The organism is Acinetobacter sp. 231_lipA, from assembly GCF_058243005.1.
Genome location: NZ_JBZAYU010000001.1, coordinates 706,548 through 725,050, shown reverse-complemented (window position 1 = coordinate 725,050; position 18,503 = coordinate 706,548). Strand labels below are relative to the sequence as shown.

Here is an 18,503-nt window from a genome sequence, read left to right as displayed (position 1 = left end):
GTATTTATACGCAGCATTTTTGATGAACAAATTAAAGAAAAAGAATCAGGTAAATTAGACATGATGGCACTTTTTGCAAAAATTAATCCCGGTGTCATTTGGTTACTTATTGCTATTGCTACAGATGTGCTTTCGACTTTTTATTCCGCAAAAGGTAATGGCTTGGTCAATAAATTGGATCAAGGCATTGCACTGGTGCTTTACATGATTTCTTTTGCGTGTGCCGCCTATGCCTTAAAATTTATGCAAGCGGGAATTTTATATGTGCTGTGGTCTGGCATTGGTGTCATTGCCACAGCACTTCTTGCTAAAGCATTTTTAGGGCAGAACATCGATTTGGCTGGATGGCTCGGTATCGGTTTTATTACCGTGGGACTCACTATTATTGCGCAATTTTCAAATATTGATGTTTAAAAAGAAGACGCATTTATCCTTCTTCTAATTGGCAATTCACCATCCATTTAATTCCAAACTGATCGGTAAATGCACCATAGAGTGCGCCCCAAAATGTTTTCTCTAAAGGCATTTCTATTTTTCCATTGACTGAAAGTGCATCAAATAAGCGTTTAGCATCGGCTTGTTCATGGGCATCTAAGTTAATGGAAATATAGTGGTTGTTGCCTACAGTAAAGACGGTATTGCTTTGAGCACAAAACTGATCGTTGGTATCCGAAGCCATCAAAATCGTGCTGGCATTGATGAGAAGTGAAACATGCATGATTTTTTGTTGGTCAGCTTCGGAAAGGGCGAATGAACTTTCATCTGAAGGTAAGTCTCCATAACGCATGAACGTTGCAAACTCTCCACCAAAGACAGACTTGTAAAAATTAAAAGCGGCTTCAGTTTGACCATCAAAGTTGAGGTAGTGATTCAGTTGCATTGTCTTATCCTTGTTGTTTTTTTCGTCGTTATTTTAACAAGTCGTTGAGATCGGCCCTAATACAATCTTGTAATAAAAAATCCCTCGCAGTCGAGGGATTTTCATAAATGTCGCTTTTATATCAGCTAATTATCCAATGTTTTATTGTATAAAATATGTCAATAAAAGAGGGTTGCTTGCATCTTAAAGTAATTCAATCGCTACAGCAGTCGCTTCACCACCGCCGATGCATAGTGCCGCAATCCCTTTTTTACCATCTGTACGTTTAAGCGCATGAATCAAAGTCAGGATAATACGTGAACCAGTTGAACCGACAGGGTGACCCAATGCGCAAGCTCCACCATTGATGTTCACTTTTGCTGGATCAAGTTTGAAGTCATCGATTGGACACATAGTTACCATCGCAAAAGCTTCATTGATTTCCCAAAGATCTACGTCCTGTGCATTCCAACCTGTTTTCTTAAGCACTTTTTCAATTGCACCGACTGGTGCAATGGTGAACTCTGATGGATGTTGTGAGTTCGATGCATAAGCCACAATTTTGGCTAATGGTGCTAAACCTTTGCTCGATGCATTTTCTGCTGAAGTTAAAACTAGTGCGGATGCACCATCCGAGATTGAACTTGCATTTGCTGCAGTGATGGTGCCATCTTTAGCAAAAGCAGGGCGAAGGCTTGGAATTTTTGCAATATTGGCATTGAACGGTTGTTCATCTTTATCAACGACAACATCACCTTTGCGAGATGAAACTGTCACAGGCACGATTTCATCTGCAAAGTAACCTTCGTTGACCGCTGTTTGTGCGCGCTCTAAAGAGCGAATCGCGAAGGCATCCATTTGCTCACGCGTATAGCCACGAGTATTGGCCATATCTTGTGCAAAAGAACCCATTAATCGACCTGTTTCTGCATCTTCTAAGCCATCAAGGAACATGTGGTCTTTGACATCGCCATGCCCCATACGGTAGCCTGCGCGTGCTTTGGTTAAAATATAAGGAGCATTGGTCATCGACTCCATGCCACCTGCAACCACGATATTTGCTGAACCTGCTTTGATCATGTCTGCTGCTTGCATTACCGCTTTCATGCCAGAACCACAGAGTTTATTGATGGTCACGGCACCTGTTGAATCAGGTAAACCTGCTTGGCGCATCGCTTGACGTGCAGGGCCTTGTTTTAAACCCGCAGGTAGAACACAGCCCATGATTACTTCTTCTACATCGTTTGCGTGTAGGCCAGCACGAGCAATCGCTTCTTTAATCGTTACAGCACCGAGCTCTGGAGCGGTTACACTGGCTAAACTGCCTTGAAAACCGCCCATTGCTGTACGAGCACCATTCACAATTACGATGTCTGTCATTTTCTTCTCCGAATCACTTATACGTTTTGTTGGAAACTTAAGCAGTATATGCAAATTTGCTAGCGAGAAAAGCTGAAAACGTGATTATGGACTCATGGGTCTAGTTACAGGCATCGAGGGGTTCAGTCCGGGTCTGCCCCATTTTGCTCATGACTAATTTAAAGTGATCCTGATTTTGCATAGAGCAATAATAGAAAGTTCCATTTGAGCCAAGGGGGAGGCCATTTTCAGCTTTGAAGCTTAAAGATGGAAGACTGAGTGCGCCACGCCAATCAAGATTGCCATATTTGAGCTGCTGTTGTTCTGTCCGAATAATCGTTTCGCTGGTATCTACTCGTCGGTTTTTATTATTATCGATAAATACAATAAAGCCCATGTTCCACTGATGATTTTGGCATTGAACGAGGTCTTGACTTGGGCAAATGGTGATATTTTGACGTTGCAGGTTGGCCATATTTTTGGCTGCCTGAATACTATTTCGTAATGTATACAGTGTTTTGCTGCGCTCTTGTGAGGCCATATACTGATGAAAGTGAGGAAGTGCGATTGTACAAATGATCAGAATAATGCTAATAGTGATCATGAGTTCGAATAAAGTGAACCCTTTTTTATTGATAAAAAACATATGGTTATCCAGTTTTGTTGTTATAGAGCTATTTTTTATTTATTAAAGCTTTGTTTATCAAACAAATTTTATCTCTGTACACGACAAATTTCATAGGATCCTTGTCCTATCAGGCTTTTTCTTTCTTAAAATTGCTAGCACTTTCTTAAATTCTTCTTTTTTTCCAAAACCAATCAAACGTAGAATAGCCATTTGAACATAGTCCAAACCGTAGCGAAATAAACTTACTGAAAGTCGTCCATGCTTCTTTATTTTTATCGCTTTTTTTCGATCATGTTGCCATTCACCTGTTAAATAGCACCAACAGAAACCGATAGCTAGCACTGCTATCAATTTCTTGACTCGTCCAGGGTCTGTTAAACGAGTATTTTCAAGATTGAATCCACGTCCTTTGAGACAACTAAATAAGGTTTCGATTTCCCAGCGTAATGCATAATCACGAATAGCAGAAGCATTAAACATAGGAGAAACAACAAGTAAAAGTTCTCCATCTTCTAATCGTAGCGCACTAATATACAGTTTCACTCGACCAACCCAAATACGTCGTTTACGACATTCAGTTTGACCAACTTGAAGATGACGAAATAAATCACTAATTTTATGATTCTTGGCTAAGTGATTGGTCACAATAAAGTTTTTTTAACACGTATACAGAAGTTAATGTCATTTTCAATTAACCATGTAAACCATTTCTCACCGATAAATTCTCTGTCTGCGAACAGAGATGGATCCGTAAATTTGAACAACTCCTATAAGTGATATTCTGCTCCTCAAATGATGTTATAAACATCAATATATGGAGTATTTTATGGCACGTAGACCAAGAAGAAATCATTCAAATGATTTTAAAGCTAAGGTAGCACTTGCTGCGATTAAAGCAGAAAAAACACTTGCTGAATTGAGTGCTGAATTTGATGTTCATCAAAACCAAATTATCGACTGGAAAAATCAACTGATTTCAGCTTCCTCGCAAGCTTTCGATCAATCAAAAGCTCCAACAGAACCACCCATCGATCTAAAAAAACTACATGCAAAAATCGGTGAGCAGGCATTAGAAATTGATTTTTTAGAAGGTGTGTTGAAGAAACTGGGCCGCTTCAACCACAAAAGTTAATCGACGACTCACTTCAGATTTCAGTATCTAAGCAAGCTAAGCTGCTGAAAGTCTCCCGTGGTTGTTATTACTATCGCCCAAAACCTGTGAGTGCATCAGATCTGAAGCTGATGCGATGTATTGATGAATTACATATGCAATATCCTTTTGCAGGCAGTCGTATGATGCGTGATTTGTTGAATCGTCAAGGACATCATATAGGACGACGTCATACACGTACTTTAATGAAGAAAATGGGTATTCAGGCGTTATATTGCAAACCAAATTTAAGCCAGGCTAATCAAGCTCACCGTAAATATCCATATCTGCTCAAAGGGTTGGCTATTCAGCGCAGTAATCAAGTGTGGTCTACGGATATAACGTATATCCCTATGGCAAAAGGCTTTGTTTATTTATGTGCTGTGATTGATTGGCATAGCCGCAAGGTACTTGCGCATAGGGTATCGATTAGTATGGAGGTGGATTTTTGTATTTCGGCTTTAAATGAAGCGATTGAAAAATATGGTCGACCTGAAATATTTAATACAGACCAAGGCAGCCAGTTTACCAGTGATGCATTTATTGATGTATTGAAATCAAATGGCATTCAAATCAGTATGGATGGTAAAGGTCGATGGGTAGATAATGTGATGGTTGAACGATTATGGCGGAGCGTTAAATATGAAGAGGTGTATCTCAAAGCTTATAGCAGTGTCACAGATGCGAAAAAGCAATTAAGTGCATATTTTGAGTTTTATAATTTGAAACGACCTCATTCGAGTCTAGACAAAATGACACCAAATGAGTTTTACTATGATCAGCTACCCCAACAAAACAAGGTGGCTTAACTAGAGCGGAATATCACTTATAAATACGCTTTTAGTTGTTCAAACAAGTGGGACCACCTCTGAACACATTCACAATACGGTCTTTACCAAAAATAGAGATAAAGCGTTGAATCAAAGCAATACGCTCTTTTGTATCTGAATTTCCACGTTTATTGAGCAATGTCCAAACAATAGGTATCGCTATTCCACGATAGACGATGGCTAACATCAAGATATTGATATCTCGTTTTCCCCATTTCCAATTGGTTCTATCTAAAGTCAGTTGCACTTTGTCGAATGAAAATATATTGAAAATTAACTGAGAAATTTGACGATAATCAAAATACTGACCTGCAAAGAAGCGTTGTATACGTCGATAAAATGATTGTGGTAAGCACTTGATGGGTAAGGCTTTAGATGCAGAAGAAAGATTACATGTCTGTTTTACAATTAATGCAATCATAATCAGTGTAAAACATTTTACATGTGACTTGTTCCACTTTAGATATTTGTTTAAGATGAGATGTAACTCATTGAAATGTGTCATCATATTCGTCGTCAGAAAACAAGTATTATGCCATTATTTCAATGAGTTATCTTTTTTTGTCGTGTACAAAGAAATTTTATACATAATTAGTAGTACTCAACTTGTTTAAAAAGCTGTTAAAATGTAATACAAGTGAAAATAAGCTATTCGCAAGTAAAAATTGAGTAAAAAATTACCGAATTACAACGGAAATTGTAAGTAATTTTGTCAATAATTTACTTGATTAAAGTTATCAAGCACTTGGAAAAAAAATAAAGTGTTTGTATGATTCATTGCGAATAGCTTAAAAATAAAACTGGGGTATAAAAAAGCCTATCTCAGAATGGTTAAATAATTTTAAGCTTAAGCTTGAAAAACAATTGTTATCTCTGGAGGATAAATCCATGAAAATGAGTCGTATTGCATTAGCAATGCTCGTAGCTGCTCCTTTAGCTGCTGCAAACGCGGGCGTAACTGTTACTCCATTAATGCTTGGTTACACTTTCCAAGACACTCAACATAATAATGGTGGTGATCATTTGACTGATTCAGCTCAAATGGATGATGACCTATTTGTTGGTGCTGCACTTGGTGTAGAGCTTACTCCTTGGTTAGGTTTTGAAGCGGAATACAACCAAGTTAAAGGTGACATGGTTGACCAAGCGAATGCTGAATACAAGCAAACGCAAATCAACGGTAATTTCTATGCTACTTCTGACTTGATTACTAAAAACTACGACAGCAAAATCAAGCCATATGTACTTTTAGGTGCTGGTCACTACAAATACGAGTTTGATAACGATCTAGGTCGTGCTGGTCGTGGCCTTAAAGAAGAAGGTACTTTAGGTAATGCTGGTTTCGGTGCTTTCTGGCGCTTGAACGATGCTTTGTCTCTACGTACTGAAGCTCGTGCTACTTACAACATCGATGAAGATTTCTGGAACTACACAGCACTTGCTGGTCTTAACGTAGTTCTTGGTGGTCACTTGAAACCTGCTGCTCCAGTAGTAGAAGTTGCTCCAGTTGAGCCAGTTGCTCCAGTTGAACCACAAGAGTTAACTGAAGACCTTAACATGGAACTTCGTGTGTTCTTTGATACAAACAAATCAAACATCAAAGACCAATACAAGCCAGAAATCGCTAAAGTTGCTGAGAAGTTAGTTGAATATCCAAACGCTACTGCTCGCATCGAAGGTCACACAGACAACACTGGTCCACGTGCATTGAACGAACGTTTATCTTTAGCTCGTGCTAACTCTGTTAAATCGTCTCTAGTAAACGAATACAACGTTGATCCAGCTCGTTTGTCTACTCAAGGTTTCGCTTGGGACCAACCGATTGCTGACAACAACACTAAAGAAGGCCGTGCTATGAACCGTCGTGTATTCGCGACAATTTCTGGCAGCCGTACAGTTCAAGCTCAATAATCTGAGTTTTAACTAAAAAACGACTCTTCGGAGTCGTTTTTTTATGTCTAAAATAATGAAATTTATGTTAACTCACATCGTTGAAAATAAACTCGAGCTCAATGCAAGAGCCTTTAAGGCTTACGGTGGTCATGGTTAGCTACGTATAGGATATTAAATATAGTTAGAAGTATTTAATTTTAGAGGATGAATATAAGAAGAATGAAAAGTGGATTTCCGTCACTCATGCTTCACTACATCGATAATAATTTTGCCTTAAGAGTGAATGGATATTTCTAGTTGTTGATTTTTATAAAGATTTGTTTGCTAGCGAGATAATATTTCTGGCTTGATATTTAGGGGCTAGGAATTTGAGAGAGATCAGTGCTCAATAAGCCGTTTTATTTAGTTATGGCGGTGCGAATTGAGAGGCTAAATTTTTACTACCTAAATATGTAAATTGTTCATCGCGCAAGTGAACGGATGCTAGTTACAGAATATTAACTAAGTTTAGGATGGATCCGAGTCATAACTATCGATTCTATGTAACTTCAATAATTGACCTGTCTTATTGAAAATTGCGTTATTAATTTATGCTTTACGGCTTTAGTAAATGAATAAATGATAATAAAAAAACAGCCCGAAGGCTGTTTTTTTATTATGAAAGAATTTTATTCGCGATCAGGATTCATTGGACTGACATCCATTTCTTGGTAAGAAACCAGCTTGGTTTTGTATTTCCATTTATAGCCTAGCCAAATTGCCAAGAATAAGAAAATACCAATATAGGTCGATAAAACAGAAAGCCATTCGCCATCAAGCACCGCTTGGTAGTTTTGGCCTAAAACCACAATGGCACACAGAATAAAGGCAAACCACGGGGCAAAGGGAAAGAATTTCGCACGATAAGCTAAGTCTTCAACCTTATGACCTTGGGCAACATAGCCTTTACGGAAACGATAGTGTGAAACAGCAATCCCTAACCAAACAATAAAGCCACACATACCTGACATGTTGAGCAGCCAGTTGAAGACTTGTTCTTCGCCAATGAAAGTAGTTAAGAAACAGAGAGCAGCAATTGCTGTTGTCGCATAAAGCGCATTCATGGGTACGCCGCGAGGGTCTAATTTGGCAAACACTTTAGGTGCACTGCCATTTTGGGCCATATTAAACAGCATACGCGTCGATGAATACATCCCTGAGTTGCCTGCCGATAGAATCGCGGTTAAAATCACAGCATTCATCACGCTGGCTGCAAAGGCAAACCCCGCTTTTTCATAGAGTAAGGTAAATGGAGAGAGTGCAATATTCTCTGATGAAGCTGCTTGTAGCAGAAGTGGATCATCATATGAAATGAGTGTGCCGATAATGAAAATACACACCACATAAAACAGTAGAATACGCCAAAAAATCTGTTTGATGGCAATCGGAATCGTCTTTTGTGGATCTTTCGATTCGCCTGCAGCAACACCGACCATCTCGGTACCCTGAAACGAGAACCCTGCAATCATCGCCACACCAATCAGTGCAGATAAGCCACCAACGAAGGGTGCTTCACCTTTGGTCCAGTTCGCAAAAGTTGCGACACCTGGAGTCATCATGATTTTAGCAATCATGAAAATACCAATGATGATAAAAACAATGATGGCAAGGACTTTGACCAAGGAAAAGAAGAATTCACTTTCACCAAAGCCTTTGACTGTCAGTGCATTGATCCCAAAGACAACGGCTAAGAAGAGAGCACTCCAGTAGAAACCGGGCAGGTCGGGAAACCAGAATTTCATGATGAATTGGACTGCAACCAATTCAAATGCAACCGTAATGGCCCAGTTATACCAATAGTTCCAGCCAAGGGCGAAACCAAAACCACCTTCAACATACTTGGTGCCATAGGTAAAAAATGCACCGGATGTTGGGTTATGTGTTGCCAACTCACCCAGACTGGTCATGAGAAAGTAAATCATCACACCAATTAAGCAGTAGGCCAATAACGCCCCGCCAGGGCCAGCATTTGCAATGGTTGCACCTGAGGCAAGGAATAAACCTGTACCAATTGAACCACCAATGGCGATCATATTCAGATGGCGAGCTCCAAGCTTCCGCTTGAGTTGAGCTGGTTGAGTCGTTTCGCTCATCATTGTTCCTTAAGATTTCTTTTGTGTGCTGGCAAACAGCACTTTAAAGCCTTGTTGATCGGCTTTGGTTGTACATTGGCCAAAACTTTGCTCAATGAGTAATGGATAATTCAGAAAGCGGTTGGCAACAATCCACAACTCGCCATCCGATTTAAGATGGCGACGGGATGTTTTGCATAAATTTTCGCTGGCATTGTAATCTGTATGAATGCCTTGATGGAATGGGGGGTTACTGACGATTGCGTGTAAAAACAGAGGAGCATCCTCAATTCCGTGTACCGCTTTAATCTCAAGTTGTTCTGGTAAAAGGTTATTTTTCTCAAAAGTCATTTTTGTTGAAGCTAATGCAAAGGCATCGACATCGAGTGCAAAAATGCGATTTTTCGGATTTAACTTGGCTAAATAAGCACTGATCACGCCTGCACCACAGCCAAAGTCTGCAATTTTTCCAGAAGTGACCTGTGAAAGATGAGGCAATAACACGGCTGTACCCACGTCCAGACGATTTTGACTAAATACACCCGGTAATGCGCAAATCTGTAATTCACCTTTCGGGGTTGGTACAGTGTAGTGTTGTGCCCAATCGGCCAAAGGTTTTGCCGTTACGGTTTTTTCGGTGACCAGTTGCCACATTTGACAATGTCGAGCACTGTCTAATTTGAGGGTTTTACCAAAAGGTTGTAGCTGTTTAGACGCGCGTTCTACACCACCTTTCTTTTCACCAACTAAAAAGATCGATGCGCCTACGGCCAAACGACTGACCAGTTGGTGTAGCACATAGTTAAGTAGTTCTTTTGATTTTGGAACAAAAACAATGGCTTGATCAAAAGCGGCATCAGGCAAATCTGTGCCAAAATGTACCGAGCTTTGTTGAGCCTCAAAATATTGTAATTCGTTAAGATTCCATGTCCAAAAATGTGGTTCTACAGTACCAATTAGCTGTGTGTTTAATTCGTCACACGGTGCATTGACCAGTAAAACTGAACCAGAGAGAAATTCCTGCTGGCGAAGAACAACTTCACTTCGTGGATCCATTTTATATACTCCATTGTAAAAACGATGCCCAGACAGTGCTGGGCAAAGTGCATACTGAAATGAACAATTATTTCTTCGTTTCAGGAAGAATAATATTTAATAACAAGGCTGCAATACCACCTGTCGCAACACCAGAGCTAAAGATGTTACGGAATAATTCAGGTAAGTGTTCCAAAATTTGTGGAACTTGTGCAACACCTAAACCGAGTGCCAATGAAATGGCAATAATCAGTAGTGCGCGGCGGTCAAGATGAATACCTGACAGAATGTTAATTCCAGAGGCTGCTACAGCTCCAAACATCACCATCACAGCGCCGCCTAAAACAGCTTGAGGCACTGCCTGAATCACACCTGCAACAGCAGGGAGTAAACCTAGAATCACCAATAACGCAGCAATCCAAATGCCGACATAACGGCTCGCAACGCCAGTAAGCTGAATCACGCCATTATTTTGTGCAAAGACCGAACTAGGAAAGGTATTGAAAATACCAGCAAGGAAAGAGTTTGCACCATTCACCAAGACACCGCCTTTAATACGCTCCATCCATGTTGCACCATCGACAGGTTGGTTAGAGAGTTTAGAGGTTGCTGTAATATCACCAATTGCTTCTAAAGACGTCACTAAATAGATGAAGGCCATTGGAATAAACAAGCTCCAAGAGAAGCTGAGTCCAAAATGCATTGGCGTCGGGACTTGGATTAAAGGTGCGTCTTTAAGACCAGAAAAATCCAGATGTCCCATAAAGCCAGCAAGGGCATATCCCGCAACCAAGGCAATCAGGATTGCTGAACTTTTTACCCAAGTAATACGGATACGGTTCAACAAGATAATCAAGCCGAGCACTGTACACGACATAATTAAGTTATCGCTATTGGCAAACGTATTGTTCGACATGGCTTGATAGCCACCACCCATGCTGATCAGCCCTTCTTTAATAAGAGTCAAACCAATCAATAACACCACAATGCCTGTTACCAATGGGGTAATGAGCATTTTAACCCAAGGCAGAATACGTGACACGCCCATTTCAATAAATGAACCTGCGATTACCACACCAAAAATTGCAGCCATGACGGATTCTACTGGAGTACCTGCAGCAACCATGGCAGAGCCGATTCCAATAATCGGGCCGATAAAGTTAAAACTGGTGCCCTGAACAATCAATAAGCCTGCACCAAAAGGTCCAACTTTTTTACATTGTAAGAAGGTTGCAATCCCTGAAATGACCAAAGACATGGATAAAATCATGTTGGTGTCTTCTTTCGACACACCAAGCGCTAGACAGATGAGTAAGCCTGGAGTAACAATTGGGACAATAATTGCAAGGAGATGTTGAAATGCAGCAAGAAAAGCAATGATTGGGCGAGGGCGGTCGTTTAAACCATAGACCAAATCGAGTTGATCTGTTTGATTGGGAGAGAGATTTTGATCAGACATATGTCAAAGGGTGTTAGCAAGGTGGCGCTATTCTAATCGCTTTACACAGCTTTACAAAATTAATTACACACCACTTATCAAAAAAAATGAGTCTGTCAATAAACTGTCACTACTAAATTCTATTATTTTTCTGTATAATTTGCCCTCAAACTTTAGGCGTATCGAATTTACATGTCAGATATCAAAACTCTCCGCAACATTGCCATCATTGCGCACGTTGACCACGGTAAAACCACTCTAGTAGACAAACTTTTACAGCAATCAGGTGCACTTGGCGATCGTGCAGGCGAGATTGAGCGTGTCATGGATTCAGGCGCGATTGAAAGTGAACGTGGTATTACCATTCTTGCAAAAAACACTGCAATCAAATGGTTAGATGCACGTACCAATACAGAATACCGTATTAACATCGTCGACACCCCAGGACACGCAGACTTCGGTGGTGAAGTTGAACGTGTAATGTCGATGGTTGACTGTGTACTTCTTCTTGTTGACTCTCAAGAAGGCCCAATGCCACAAACTCGTTTCGTAACGCAAAAAGCGTTCGCACGTGGTTTGAAGCCAATCGTAATTATCAACAAAGTCGACAAGCCAAGCGCGCGTCCAGATTGGGTTATTGATCAAGTATTTGATTTGTTTGATAACCTTGGTGGTTCTGACGAACAGTTAGACTTCCCAGTTGTTTACGCTTCAGGTCTTCGTGGTGTTGCTGGTCCATCTCCAGAAGAATTAGCGGAAGATATGACGCCGTTGTTCCAAACAATTGTAGACATTGTTGAACCACCAGCAGTCGATGTTGATGGTCCATTCCAAATGCAGATTTCATCACTTGACTATAACAGCTTCGTTGGTGTTATCGGTGTTGGTCGTATTCAACGTGGTTCTGTAAAATTAAACACACCAGTAACTGTGATTGATAAAGACGGTAAGACACGTAACGGTCGTATCTTAAAAATCATGGGTTACCATGGTTTAGAGCGTGTTGATGTTGAATCTGCTCAAGCAGGCGATATCGTGTGTATCACAGGTATTGATGAACTTCATATTTCTGACACCATTTGTGATCCGAAAAATGTTGAAGCTTTACCAGCATTGTCTGTAGATGAACCTACAGTAACCATGACTTTCCAAGTAAACAACTCTCCGTTTGCGGGTAAAGAAGGTAAATTTGTTACTTCACGTAATATCCGTGAACGTTTAGACCGCGAATTAATTCACAACGTTGCGCTTCGTGTTGAAGATACTGATAGTCCTGATAGCTTTAAAGTATCAGGTCGTGGTGAACTTCACCTTTCAGTTCTTATTGAAAACATGCGTCGTGAAGGCTTCGAGATGGGCGTATCTCGCCCACAAGTAATCTTGAAAGAAGTTGATGGCGAAAAGCAAGAGCCATACGAAAACGTAACATTTGACGTTGAAGAACAGCACCAAGGTTCTGTAATGGAACAAATGGGTCACCGTAAAGGCGAAATGACGAATATGGAAGTTGACGGTAAAGGCCGTATCCGTATTGAAGCAACTGTTCCTTCACGTGGCTTAATTGGTTTCCGTTCAGAATTCTTGACCATGACTTCTGGTACAGGAATCATGACTTCAAGCTTCTCGCATTACGGTCCAATGAAACAAGGTACTGTTGCGAAACGTCAAAACGGTGTGTTGATTTCTATGGTTCAGGGTACTTGCCTTGGCTATGCATTGTTCACATTGCAAGACCGTGGTCGTCTATTTGCTAAACCTCAGTTAGAAGTTTACGAAGGTATGATCATTGGTATTAACTCTCGTTCAGATGACATGACCGTTAACCCAACTAAAGCAAAACAGTTAACAAACGTACGTGCTTCTGGTACTGATGATGCGTTGACTCTTGTTCCTGCTGTTGAATATACGCTTGAACAAGCGCTTGAATTCATTGAAGATGATGAATTAGTTGAAGTAACACCTAAGTCAATTCGTATCCGTAAGCGTTACTTGACTGAAAACGAACGTAAACGTAACCGTTCTGGTAAATAAGTTTTAAAAATGATGTTGTCCCATGCGGGGCCGCGACATTTAAAAATGCCATCAATTTATTGATGGCATTTTTTTGTTTAAAATTAGCAAACAAATATATAAAAGCAGATGATTTCCGAGTAAATTACGTGGAAATGAAGCTATAAAATTAATGTATACTTCGTCACATAAATTAAAGTCAAAAAATAACTGGAGATTTAGATGAGTATTGTTCAAGAATTCCGCGAATTTGCGGTAAAAGGCAACATGATTGATTTGGCTGTCGGTGTAATCATCGGTGGTGCATTTGGTAAAATTGTCGATTCATTGGTGAAAGACATCATCATGCCATTGATCACGGTTGTGACTGGTGGTGGTGTAGATTTCACACAGAAATTCTTTGTTTTGGGGGACAACCCAAATAATTTACAGTCTTTAGATGAGTTGACCAAAGCTGGGGTGAACGTCCTGACTTATGGTAACTTCCTTACGATTTTAATTAACTTCATCATTTTGGCATGGGTGGTGTTCTTAATGGTGAAAATGATTAATCGTATGCGCCGTAAACAAGAAGAAGCAGCGCCAGAACCAGCAGCAACGCCAGAAGATATCGAGTTACTACGTGAAATTCGTGATGAATTGAAAAAACGTCAGTAATCGAACGGTTAAAATAAAACGGCACATCAAGTGCCGTTTTTTATGTCTGAGACTTATCGAAAGACTGGTTTTTGTACAATTTTGACTTTATGATGCGCGCTGATTGAATAGCTGTGGTGATGTCGAATGAACCAATTATTTGTCTATGGGACACTTCGTCCCAATCATGAAAATGCCCATCTTTTAGAGCGTATAGGTGGAACATGGCAAAAAGGCTATGTGCATGGCGTGGTACATATTTTGGATTGGGGACCCGACAAAGGCTTATTCGCCATTGTTTTAGATCCGCAAGCAGCAGCAGTTGAAGGATATTTTTTTAGCAGTGAAAAATTAACCGAACATTGGGATGCGTTGGATGAGTTTGAAGGGATACAGTATCAACGGGTGAGGGTACAAGGGACGTTGGAGTCTGGCGAACGCGTTGATGCTTGGACATATGAGATGAAAGAGGCTTAATCAAATACAGTGTTCGTGATGTGTTTAGGCTTAAACACATCACACAACGAACATCCTTTTAAAAATCCATACGGAATTTAATTTCTAGTAAATGAAAACCAAATTGGCTCTTGATGGGACCATGTAGTACTTTTTCAGCAGCACTAAAGACCAATTTATCAATCACAGGCACTAGTTGGCCTTTTTTGACTTCACCCAGTTCACCACCGCGCTTAGCTGAATTACAGGTGGAATATTGCTTGGCAATTTTGGCGAAATCGGCGCCATCGTGGATTTTCTTTTTCAGTTGTTCAGCGAGGTCTTTGTCTTTGACCAAAATATGACGAACAATGGCTGTTTTCATTTGGTTTTTCCTCGAGCTATGGCTTTGGGCTTAGGTTGCACTTTTTTCAGCGGTTGGCATTCGGGACAAAACACAGAAGCTCGCTGTCCCAGTTTAATGTTTTCAAGCGTGGTCTCACAGTTCACACACATTTCACCTGCTCGACCATAAGCCAATAAAGTTTGTTGAAAGTAACCATTTTCACCCATCGCATTGGAATAGTCCCGCAGGGTAGAACCACCTAAATCGATGGCCTGCTGCAAAATACGTTTAATTTCGACCACCAATTTTTCAATTTGGCTGGGTGTTAAACTAGACGCCACTTGCGCAGGGTGTATGCCCAAATTAAACAAACTCTCTGTGGCATAGATATTTCCGACACCAACCACCACATGATTATCCATGATTGCAACTTTTATGCCGACCTGTTTGTTTTTCAACTTTTGACTTAAATATTCAGCGCTAAAATCAGTACTCAGCGGTTCAGGCCCAAGGGTATCGATTAACTTGGTTTGCGAATATTCATCCAGCCATAAAATACAGCCGAAGCGGCGCGGATCATGGTAGCGTAGCTCGACATCTTGAAAACGAATAATCAAATGATCGTGTTTACGCAGGGTTTCACCCACCTCACAAATACGGAAACTACCAGACATACCCAAATGCCAAAGCATCGTGTCTTGTTCAAAAATGGCCAAAATGTATTTAGAACGGCGTTTGAGTTGAATTAAACGCTGCCCCACCAGTTTGTTGAGATCGGCGGGAATCGGCCAGCGCAGGCTCGACTGGCGAACTTCAACACTGAGTACTTGTTGATCTAATAACGGCACTAGACTGGCTTTGGTGGTTTCAACTTCGGGTAATTCTGGCATGGCAACATGAGATGATAAAACTTGAGGCTAATATTGCGGTGTACACGCAAGATTGCAAGTGATTTCAACGAGAGGCTTGCCTTTAGCACATTTGTACGGAGCTAGAGTGCAAGTGCGATAAGGAATCATCCTCCTTAAATTACACTCTTGAATTGAGTGAAAACTGCTATGAATCACCCAAATCCAATCTTCTATTTATAGCTGTGGAGGATATTGATAACTTTTTTTTGACTTAATGATAAAAATTTTGCTGAGATCTTTGTTTAGAAATTATGTACTTTTCATTAAATTTTTCATTTAAATGAAATGGATTGTTCTTCATTTTAGTTTGGGGCTTGGGTTTTATGCGACAGTTTTCTTTCTCTTTATTTGCAACAGCAATGTGTGCCTGGGCGACAGTGAGTCATGCGGAACAGATGATGGATGTACAGGGTCAGTATTTGTTTGGTGACTGGCAGGGAAAACGAACTGAATTGGCGCAAAAAGGCATTAAGTTTGAAGCCAATGCTTTAACAGATACCAACTATTTGGCGGATGGCGGGCATAATGCAGGTGCAAGCCCAAGTACCGCTTCGCAGTTTTGGTTAGGTACACAATTTGATTTAGAAAAGCTAGCCGGCTGGGAAGGGGTCACCATTCGTTTTGTTGCGACTGCGCGTCAAGGACAAAGTACCTCAATTCGAGATTTGCAAGATCCTTCTGCACCGCAATTAGCCAATGTACAAGCCACCTATGGCCGTGGAAACCAAGACAGCCGTTTGTCAGAGCTTTCGATTGAAAAGCGTTTTAAAGAACAAGGGCTCAGTGTCAAAGTTGGGCGACTGGGTTTAGGTTCTGATTTTGATGTGATGGCGTGTGATTTTGTTAGTAATGCCTTTTGTGCCGCACAAATGGGGAAATGGCAGGGCAATATCTGGATGAATACGCCGGTTTCACAATGGGGCGGTCGCATTAAATATCAACTGACCCCTGAAGTGACAACTCAAGTGGGTGTTTATGAATTCAATCCAGATAATGGCAATGGCAAAGCCGAGGGACAAGGTTGGAGCCTAGACACAGAACATGCCGACGGTGTGACTATTCCAGTAGAAGTGATTTGGACACCGAAAGCACTATTGAATGGTTTGGCGGGGAGCTATCGGGTTGGTGGGATATATAACACCGCAGATGATCCAAATAACCAATATGATGTGGCTTATGGCAAAGGTGTGGTTGGCGAAGACCGGACATTTGCAGGATGGATTGCCATCGAACAGCAACTGACTTCAACGGGTGCAGGGCGCCAAGGTTTGCATAGTTTTGCCAACTTTACATGGCATGACCGCATCACCAATAAAGTAGACAACTCACAGCAAGTGGGGCTGAAATATATTGGGGTATTTGAGCAGCATCCGACGGATATTTTAGGTTTGGGAGTGAATCGTGTACATCTGAATGAGCGATTTACTGCGGGTAAAGCACAGTATGATGCGAGCGCAGAATACAATATTGAACTGAACTATAGCTATAACGCTACGCCGTGGTTAATGTTACGTCCCAACATTCAGTATGTGATCAACTCAGGTTCAAGCCATGTGGTGGATAATGCATTAGTCTTGGGGCTTGGAAGCCGCATTACTTTCTAAATGGATAGCCATAAAAGTACAAAGGTTTGACAGCAGATTTGCACTTTTAGCGTTGAATGCAAGGCACTTTATTTGTTATAGATCATAGTGAGTACAGGGAGAGCTGTGATGCCATTATTATTTCAACCCATTCAATTTGGGGATTTAAACTTAACAAATAAAATCGTGATTGCGCCGATGTGCCAATACTCAGCCAATGATGCGGGTGAGCTGAGCTATTGGCATGAGCAACAATGGGCCAATTATGCTTTGTCAGGTGCGGGCTTGTGTATTGTTGAGGCAACAGCCGTACAAGCTGTAGGACGAATCAGTTTTGCGGATTTAGGGCTGTGGAATGATTTGCAACGTGCACAAATGAAGGCCTTGCTTCAAAAAGTCAAAACACTTTCACCAATGCCTTTTGCCATTCAACTGGCACATGCGGGGCGTAAAGCATCGACCGATCGTCCTTGGTCAGGAAAAGGTCAGATCAAACCGAATGAACCGCATGGTTGGCAAACGGTTTCTGCCAGTGATGTCCCCTTTAAGCCCGAAGAGCATGCACCACATGCTTTAAGTGTGACGGAGATGCAAGACATCATCGAAGACTTTGCCAGTGCTGCAGTACGCGCAGTAGATGCAGGTTTTGAGCTGATCGAACTACATGCAGCCCATGGCTATTTGTTGCATCAGTTCATGTCACCGCTGTCGAACCGACGTACCGATGAATATGGTGGAAGTTTTGAAAACCGTATTCGATTTACCTTAGAGGTCTTCCAAGCCATTAAACAAGCTGTTCCTGAAAATTATCCCGTAGGTATACGTTTATCTGCAACTGATTGGATGGAGTCGACTGCAACAGAAAGTTGGGATATTGATTCAACGGTTGGGCTATCGAAAGCGTTAGAGCAACTCGGTGCGGCTTATATTCATGTTTCAAGTGGTGGCTTGCATGTGGAACAAGACATTCAGATTAAGCCCAAGTATCAAGTGCCTTTTGCCCATGCAGTGAAACAAGCGGTGAAAATTCCAGTCATTGCGGTGGGCTTGATTACAGAAGCTAAGCAGGCTGAACATATTTTAGAAGCGCAAGAAGCCGATGCAATTGGTCTGGCGCGTGCCATGTTGTATGACCCACGATGGCCGTGGCATGCCGCTGCAGAACTGGGTGGGAAAGTCTCTATCGCACCGCAGTATTTACGGTGTCAGCCACATGGGATCAAAGATTTGTTTTCTGCGTTCTAATCGCATAAGCATTTTGCTTCGTCCATTGGTCTTT

16 protein-coding genes and 2 pseudogenes are annotated in these 18,503 nt (G+C 41.2%); 8 read left to right on the top strand and 10 right to left on the bottom strand.

Annotated elements, in window-relative coordinates:
- The first annotated feature begins 60 nt into the window (after positions 1 to 60).
- The gene (locus tag AC4CUX_RS03655; RefSeq protein ID WP_005400248.1) at positions 61 to 414 is read left to right on the top strand and encodes a DMT family transporter; all 354 of its coding nucleotides are present in this window, start codon (positions 61 to 63) and stop codon (positions 412 to 414) included.
- A gap of 13 nt (positions 415 to 427) precedes the next feature.
- Here AC4CUX_RS03655 and AC4CUX_RS03650 read toward each other — a convergent pair whose 3' ends face one another.
- The 4 genes and pseudogenes from AC4CUX_RS03650 to AC4CUX_RS03635 form a co-directional block, all read right to left on the bottom strand.
- Positions 428 to 880, bottom strand: coding sequence for a VOC family protein (locus tag AC4CUX_RS03650; RefSeq protein WP_178928402.1), 453 nt, complete (start codon positions 878 to 880; stop codon positions 428 to 430).
- A 183-nt stretch (positions 881 to 1,063) separates the two neighbouring features.
- A complete protein-coding gene (locus tag AC4CUX_RS03645) occupies positions 1,064 to 2,239 on the bottom strand; it encodes a thiolase family protein (protein ID WP_490792195.1) in 1,176 nt (391 codons plus the stop codon).
- Between the two features lie 100 nt (positions 2,240 to 2,339).
- The gene (locus tag AC4CUX_RS03640; protein WP_490792194.1) at positions 2,340 to 2,864 is read right to left on the bottom strand and encodes a GspH/FimT family pseudopilin; all 525 of its coding nucleotides are present in this window, start codon (positions 2,862 to 2,864) and stop codon (positions 2,340 to 2,342) included.
- Between the two features lie 90 nt (positions 2,865 to 2,954).
- Positions 2,955 to 3,589, bottom strand: a pseudogene (locus AC4CUX_RS03635) (IS4 family transposase); the annotation flags it as partial.
- Between the two features lie 83 nt (positions 3,590 to 3,672).
- On the opposite strand from AC4CUX_RS03635, the gene AC4CUX_RS03630 reads away from it, so the two are divergent.
- Positions 3,673 to 4,805, top strand: a protein-coding gene (locus AC4CUX_RS03630) for an IS3-like element ISAba14 family transposase (protein WP_223155595.1) whose coding sequence is annotated in 2 segments (ribosomal slippage) — positions 3,673 to 3,925 and positions 3,925 to 4,805 — 1,134 coding nt in all. Because the reading frame shifts where the segments join, the coding sequence is not laid out codon by codon here.
- 61 nt (positions 4,806 to 4,866) lie between these two features.
- Here the strand turns inward: AC4CUX_RS03630 and AC4CUX_RS03625 are convergent.
- Positions 4,867 to 5,331: pseudogene (locus AC4CUX_RS03625) on the bottom strand (IS4-like element ISAba33 family transposase); the annotation flags it as partial.
- 383 nt (positions 5,332 to 5,714) lie between these two features.
- Between AC4CUX_RS03625 and omp38 the strand changes: the two are divergent.
- Positions 5,715 to 6,737, top strand: coding sequence for an outer membrane protein Omp38 (omp38, locus tag AC4CUX_RS03620; protein WP_010327439.1), 1,023 nt, complete (start codon positions 5,715 to 5,717; stop codon positions 6,735 to 6,737).
- 650 nt (positions 6,738 to 7,387) lie between these two features.
- On the opposite strand, the gene AC4CUX_RS03615 is transcribed toward omp38, so the two are convergent.
- The 3 genes from AC4CUX_RS03615 to AC4CUX_RS03605 all read right to left on the bottom strand — a co-directional run bounded on the left by AC4CUX_RS03615 (position 7,388) and on the right by AC4CUX_RS03605 (position 11,324).
- The gene (locus AC4CUX_RS03615; protein ID WP_005400253.1) at positions 7,388 to 8,851 is read right to left on the bottom strand and encodes an amino acid permease; all 1,464 of its coding nucleotides are present in this window, start codon (positions 8,849 to 8,851) and stop codon (positions 7,388 to 7,390) included.
- Between the two features lie 9 nt (positions 8,852 to 8,860).
- Entirely contained in the window at positions 8,861 to 9,886 is a 1,026-nt protein-coding gene (locus AC4CUX_RS03610) for a methyltransferase (RefSeq protein ID WP_159153311.1), read from the bottom strand.
- A 67-nt stretch (positions 9,887 to 9,953) separates the two neighbouring features.
- Positions 9,954 to 11,324 carry a uracil-xanthine permease family protein gene (locus tag AC4CUX_RS03605; RefSeq protein WP_148825557.1) on the bottom strand — a complete coding sequence of 457 codons (1,371 nt, stop codon included), beginning with the start codon at positions 11,322 to 11,324 and terminating at the stop codon, positions 9,954 to 9,956.
- Positions 11,325 to 11,495: 171 nt separating this feature from the next.
- Here AC4CUX_RS03605 and typA point away from each other — a divergent pair, with 171 nt between their 5' ends.
- The 3 genes from typA to AC4CUX_RS03590 all read left to right on the top strand — a co-directional run bounded on the left by typA (position 11,496) and on the right by AC4CUX_RS03590 (position 14,426).
- On the top strand, positions 11,496 to 13,334 hold the full coding sequence (typA, locus tag AC4CUX_RS03600; protein ID WP_010327435.1) for a translational GTPase TypA: 1,839 nt from the start codon (positions 11,496 to 11,498) through the stop codon (positions 13,332 to 13,334).
- 201 nt (positions 13,335 to 13,535) lie between these two features.
- Positions 13,536 to 13,970 carry a large conductance mechanosensitive channel protein MscL gene (mscL, locus tag AC4CUX_RS03595; protein WP_004695171.1) on the top strand — a complete coding sequence of 145 codons (435 nt, stop codon included), beginning with the start codon at positions 13,536 to 13,538 and terminating at the stop codon, positions 13,968 to 13,970.
- Positions 13,971 to 14,096: 126 nt separating this feature from the next.
- Complete coding sequence (locus tag AC4CUX_RS03590; RefSeq protein ID WP_078426442.1) at positions 14,097 to 14,426, top strand: gamma-glutamylcyclotransferase family protein; 330 nt, start codon at positions 14,097 to 14,099, stop codon at positions 14,424 to 14,426.
- Positions 14,427 to 14,484: 58 nt separating this feature from the next.
- On the opposite strand, the gene AC4CUX_RS03585 is transcribed toward AC4CUX_RS03590, so the two are convergent.
- On the bottom strand, positions 14,485 to 14,769 hold the full coding sequence (locus AC4CUX_RS03585; protein WP_004695176.1) for a peptidylprolyl isomerase: 285 nt from the start codon (positions 14,767 to 14,769) through the stop codon (positions 14,485 to 14,487).
- Positions 14,766 to 15,620, bottom strand: a complete 855-nt coding sequence (gene mutM / locus AC4CUX_RS03580; protein WP_148825558.1) for a bifunctional DNA-formamidopyrimidine glycosylase/DNA-(apurinic or apyrimidinic site) lyase — start codon at positions 15,618 to 15,620, stop codon at positions 14,766 to 14,768. Before mutM ends, AC4CUX_RS03585 begins: the two co-directional genes overlap by 4 nt.
- A 344-nt stretch (positions 15,621 to 15,964) precedes the next feature.
- On the opposite strand from mutM, the gene AC4CUX_RS03575 reads away from it, so the two are divergent.
- Positions 15,965 to 17,245, top strand: a complete 1,281-nt coding sequence (locus AC4CUX_RS03575) for a carbohydrate porin (protein WP_490747423.1) — start codon at positions 15,965 to 15,967, stop codon at positions 17,243 to 17,245.
- A gap of 108 nt (positions 17,246 to 17,353) precedes the next feature.
- Positions 17,354 to 18,469, top strand: coding sequence for an NADH:flavin oxidoreductase/NADH oxidase (locus tag AC4CUX_RS03570; RefSeq protein WP_148825560.1), 1,116 nt, complete (start codon positions 17,354 to 17,356; stop codon positions 18,467 to 18,469).
- The last annotated feature ends 34 nt before the right edge of the window (positions 18,470 to 18,503 follow it).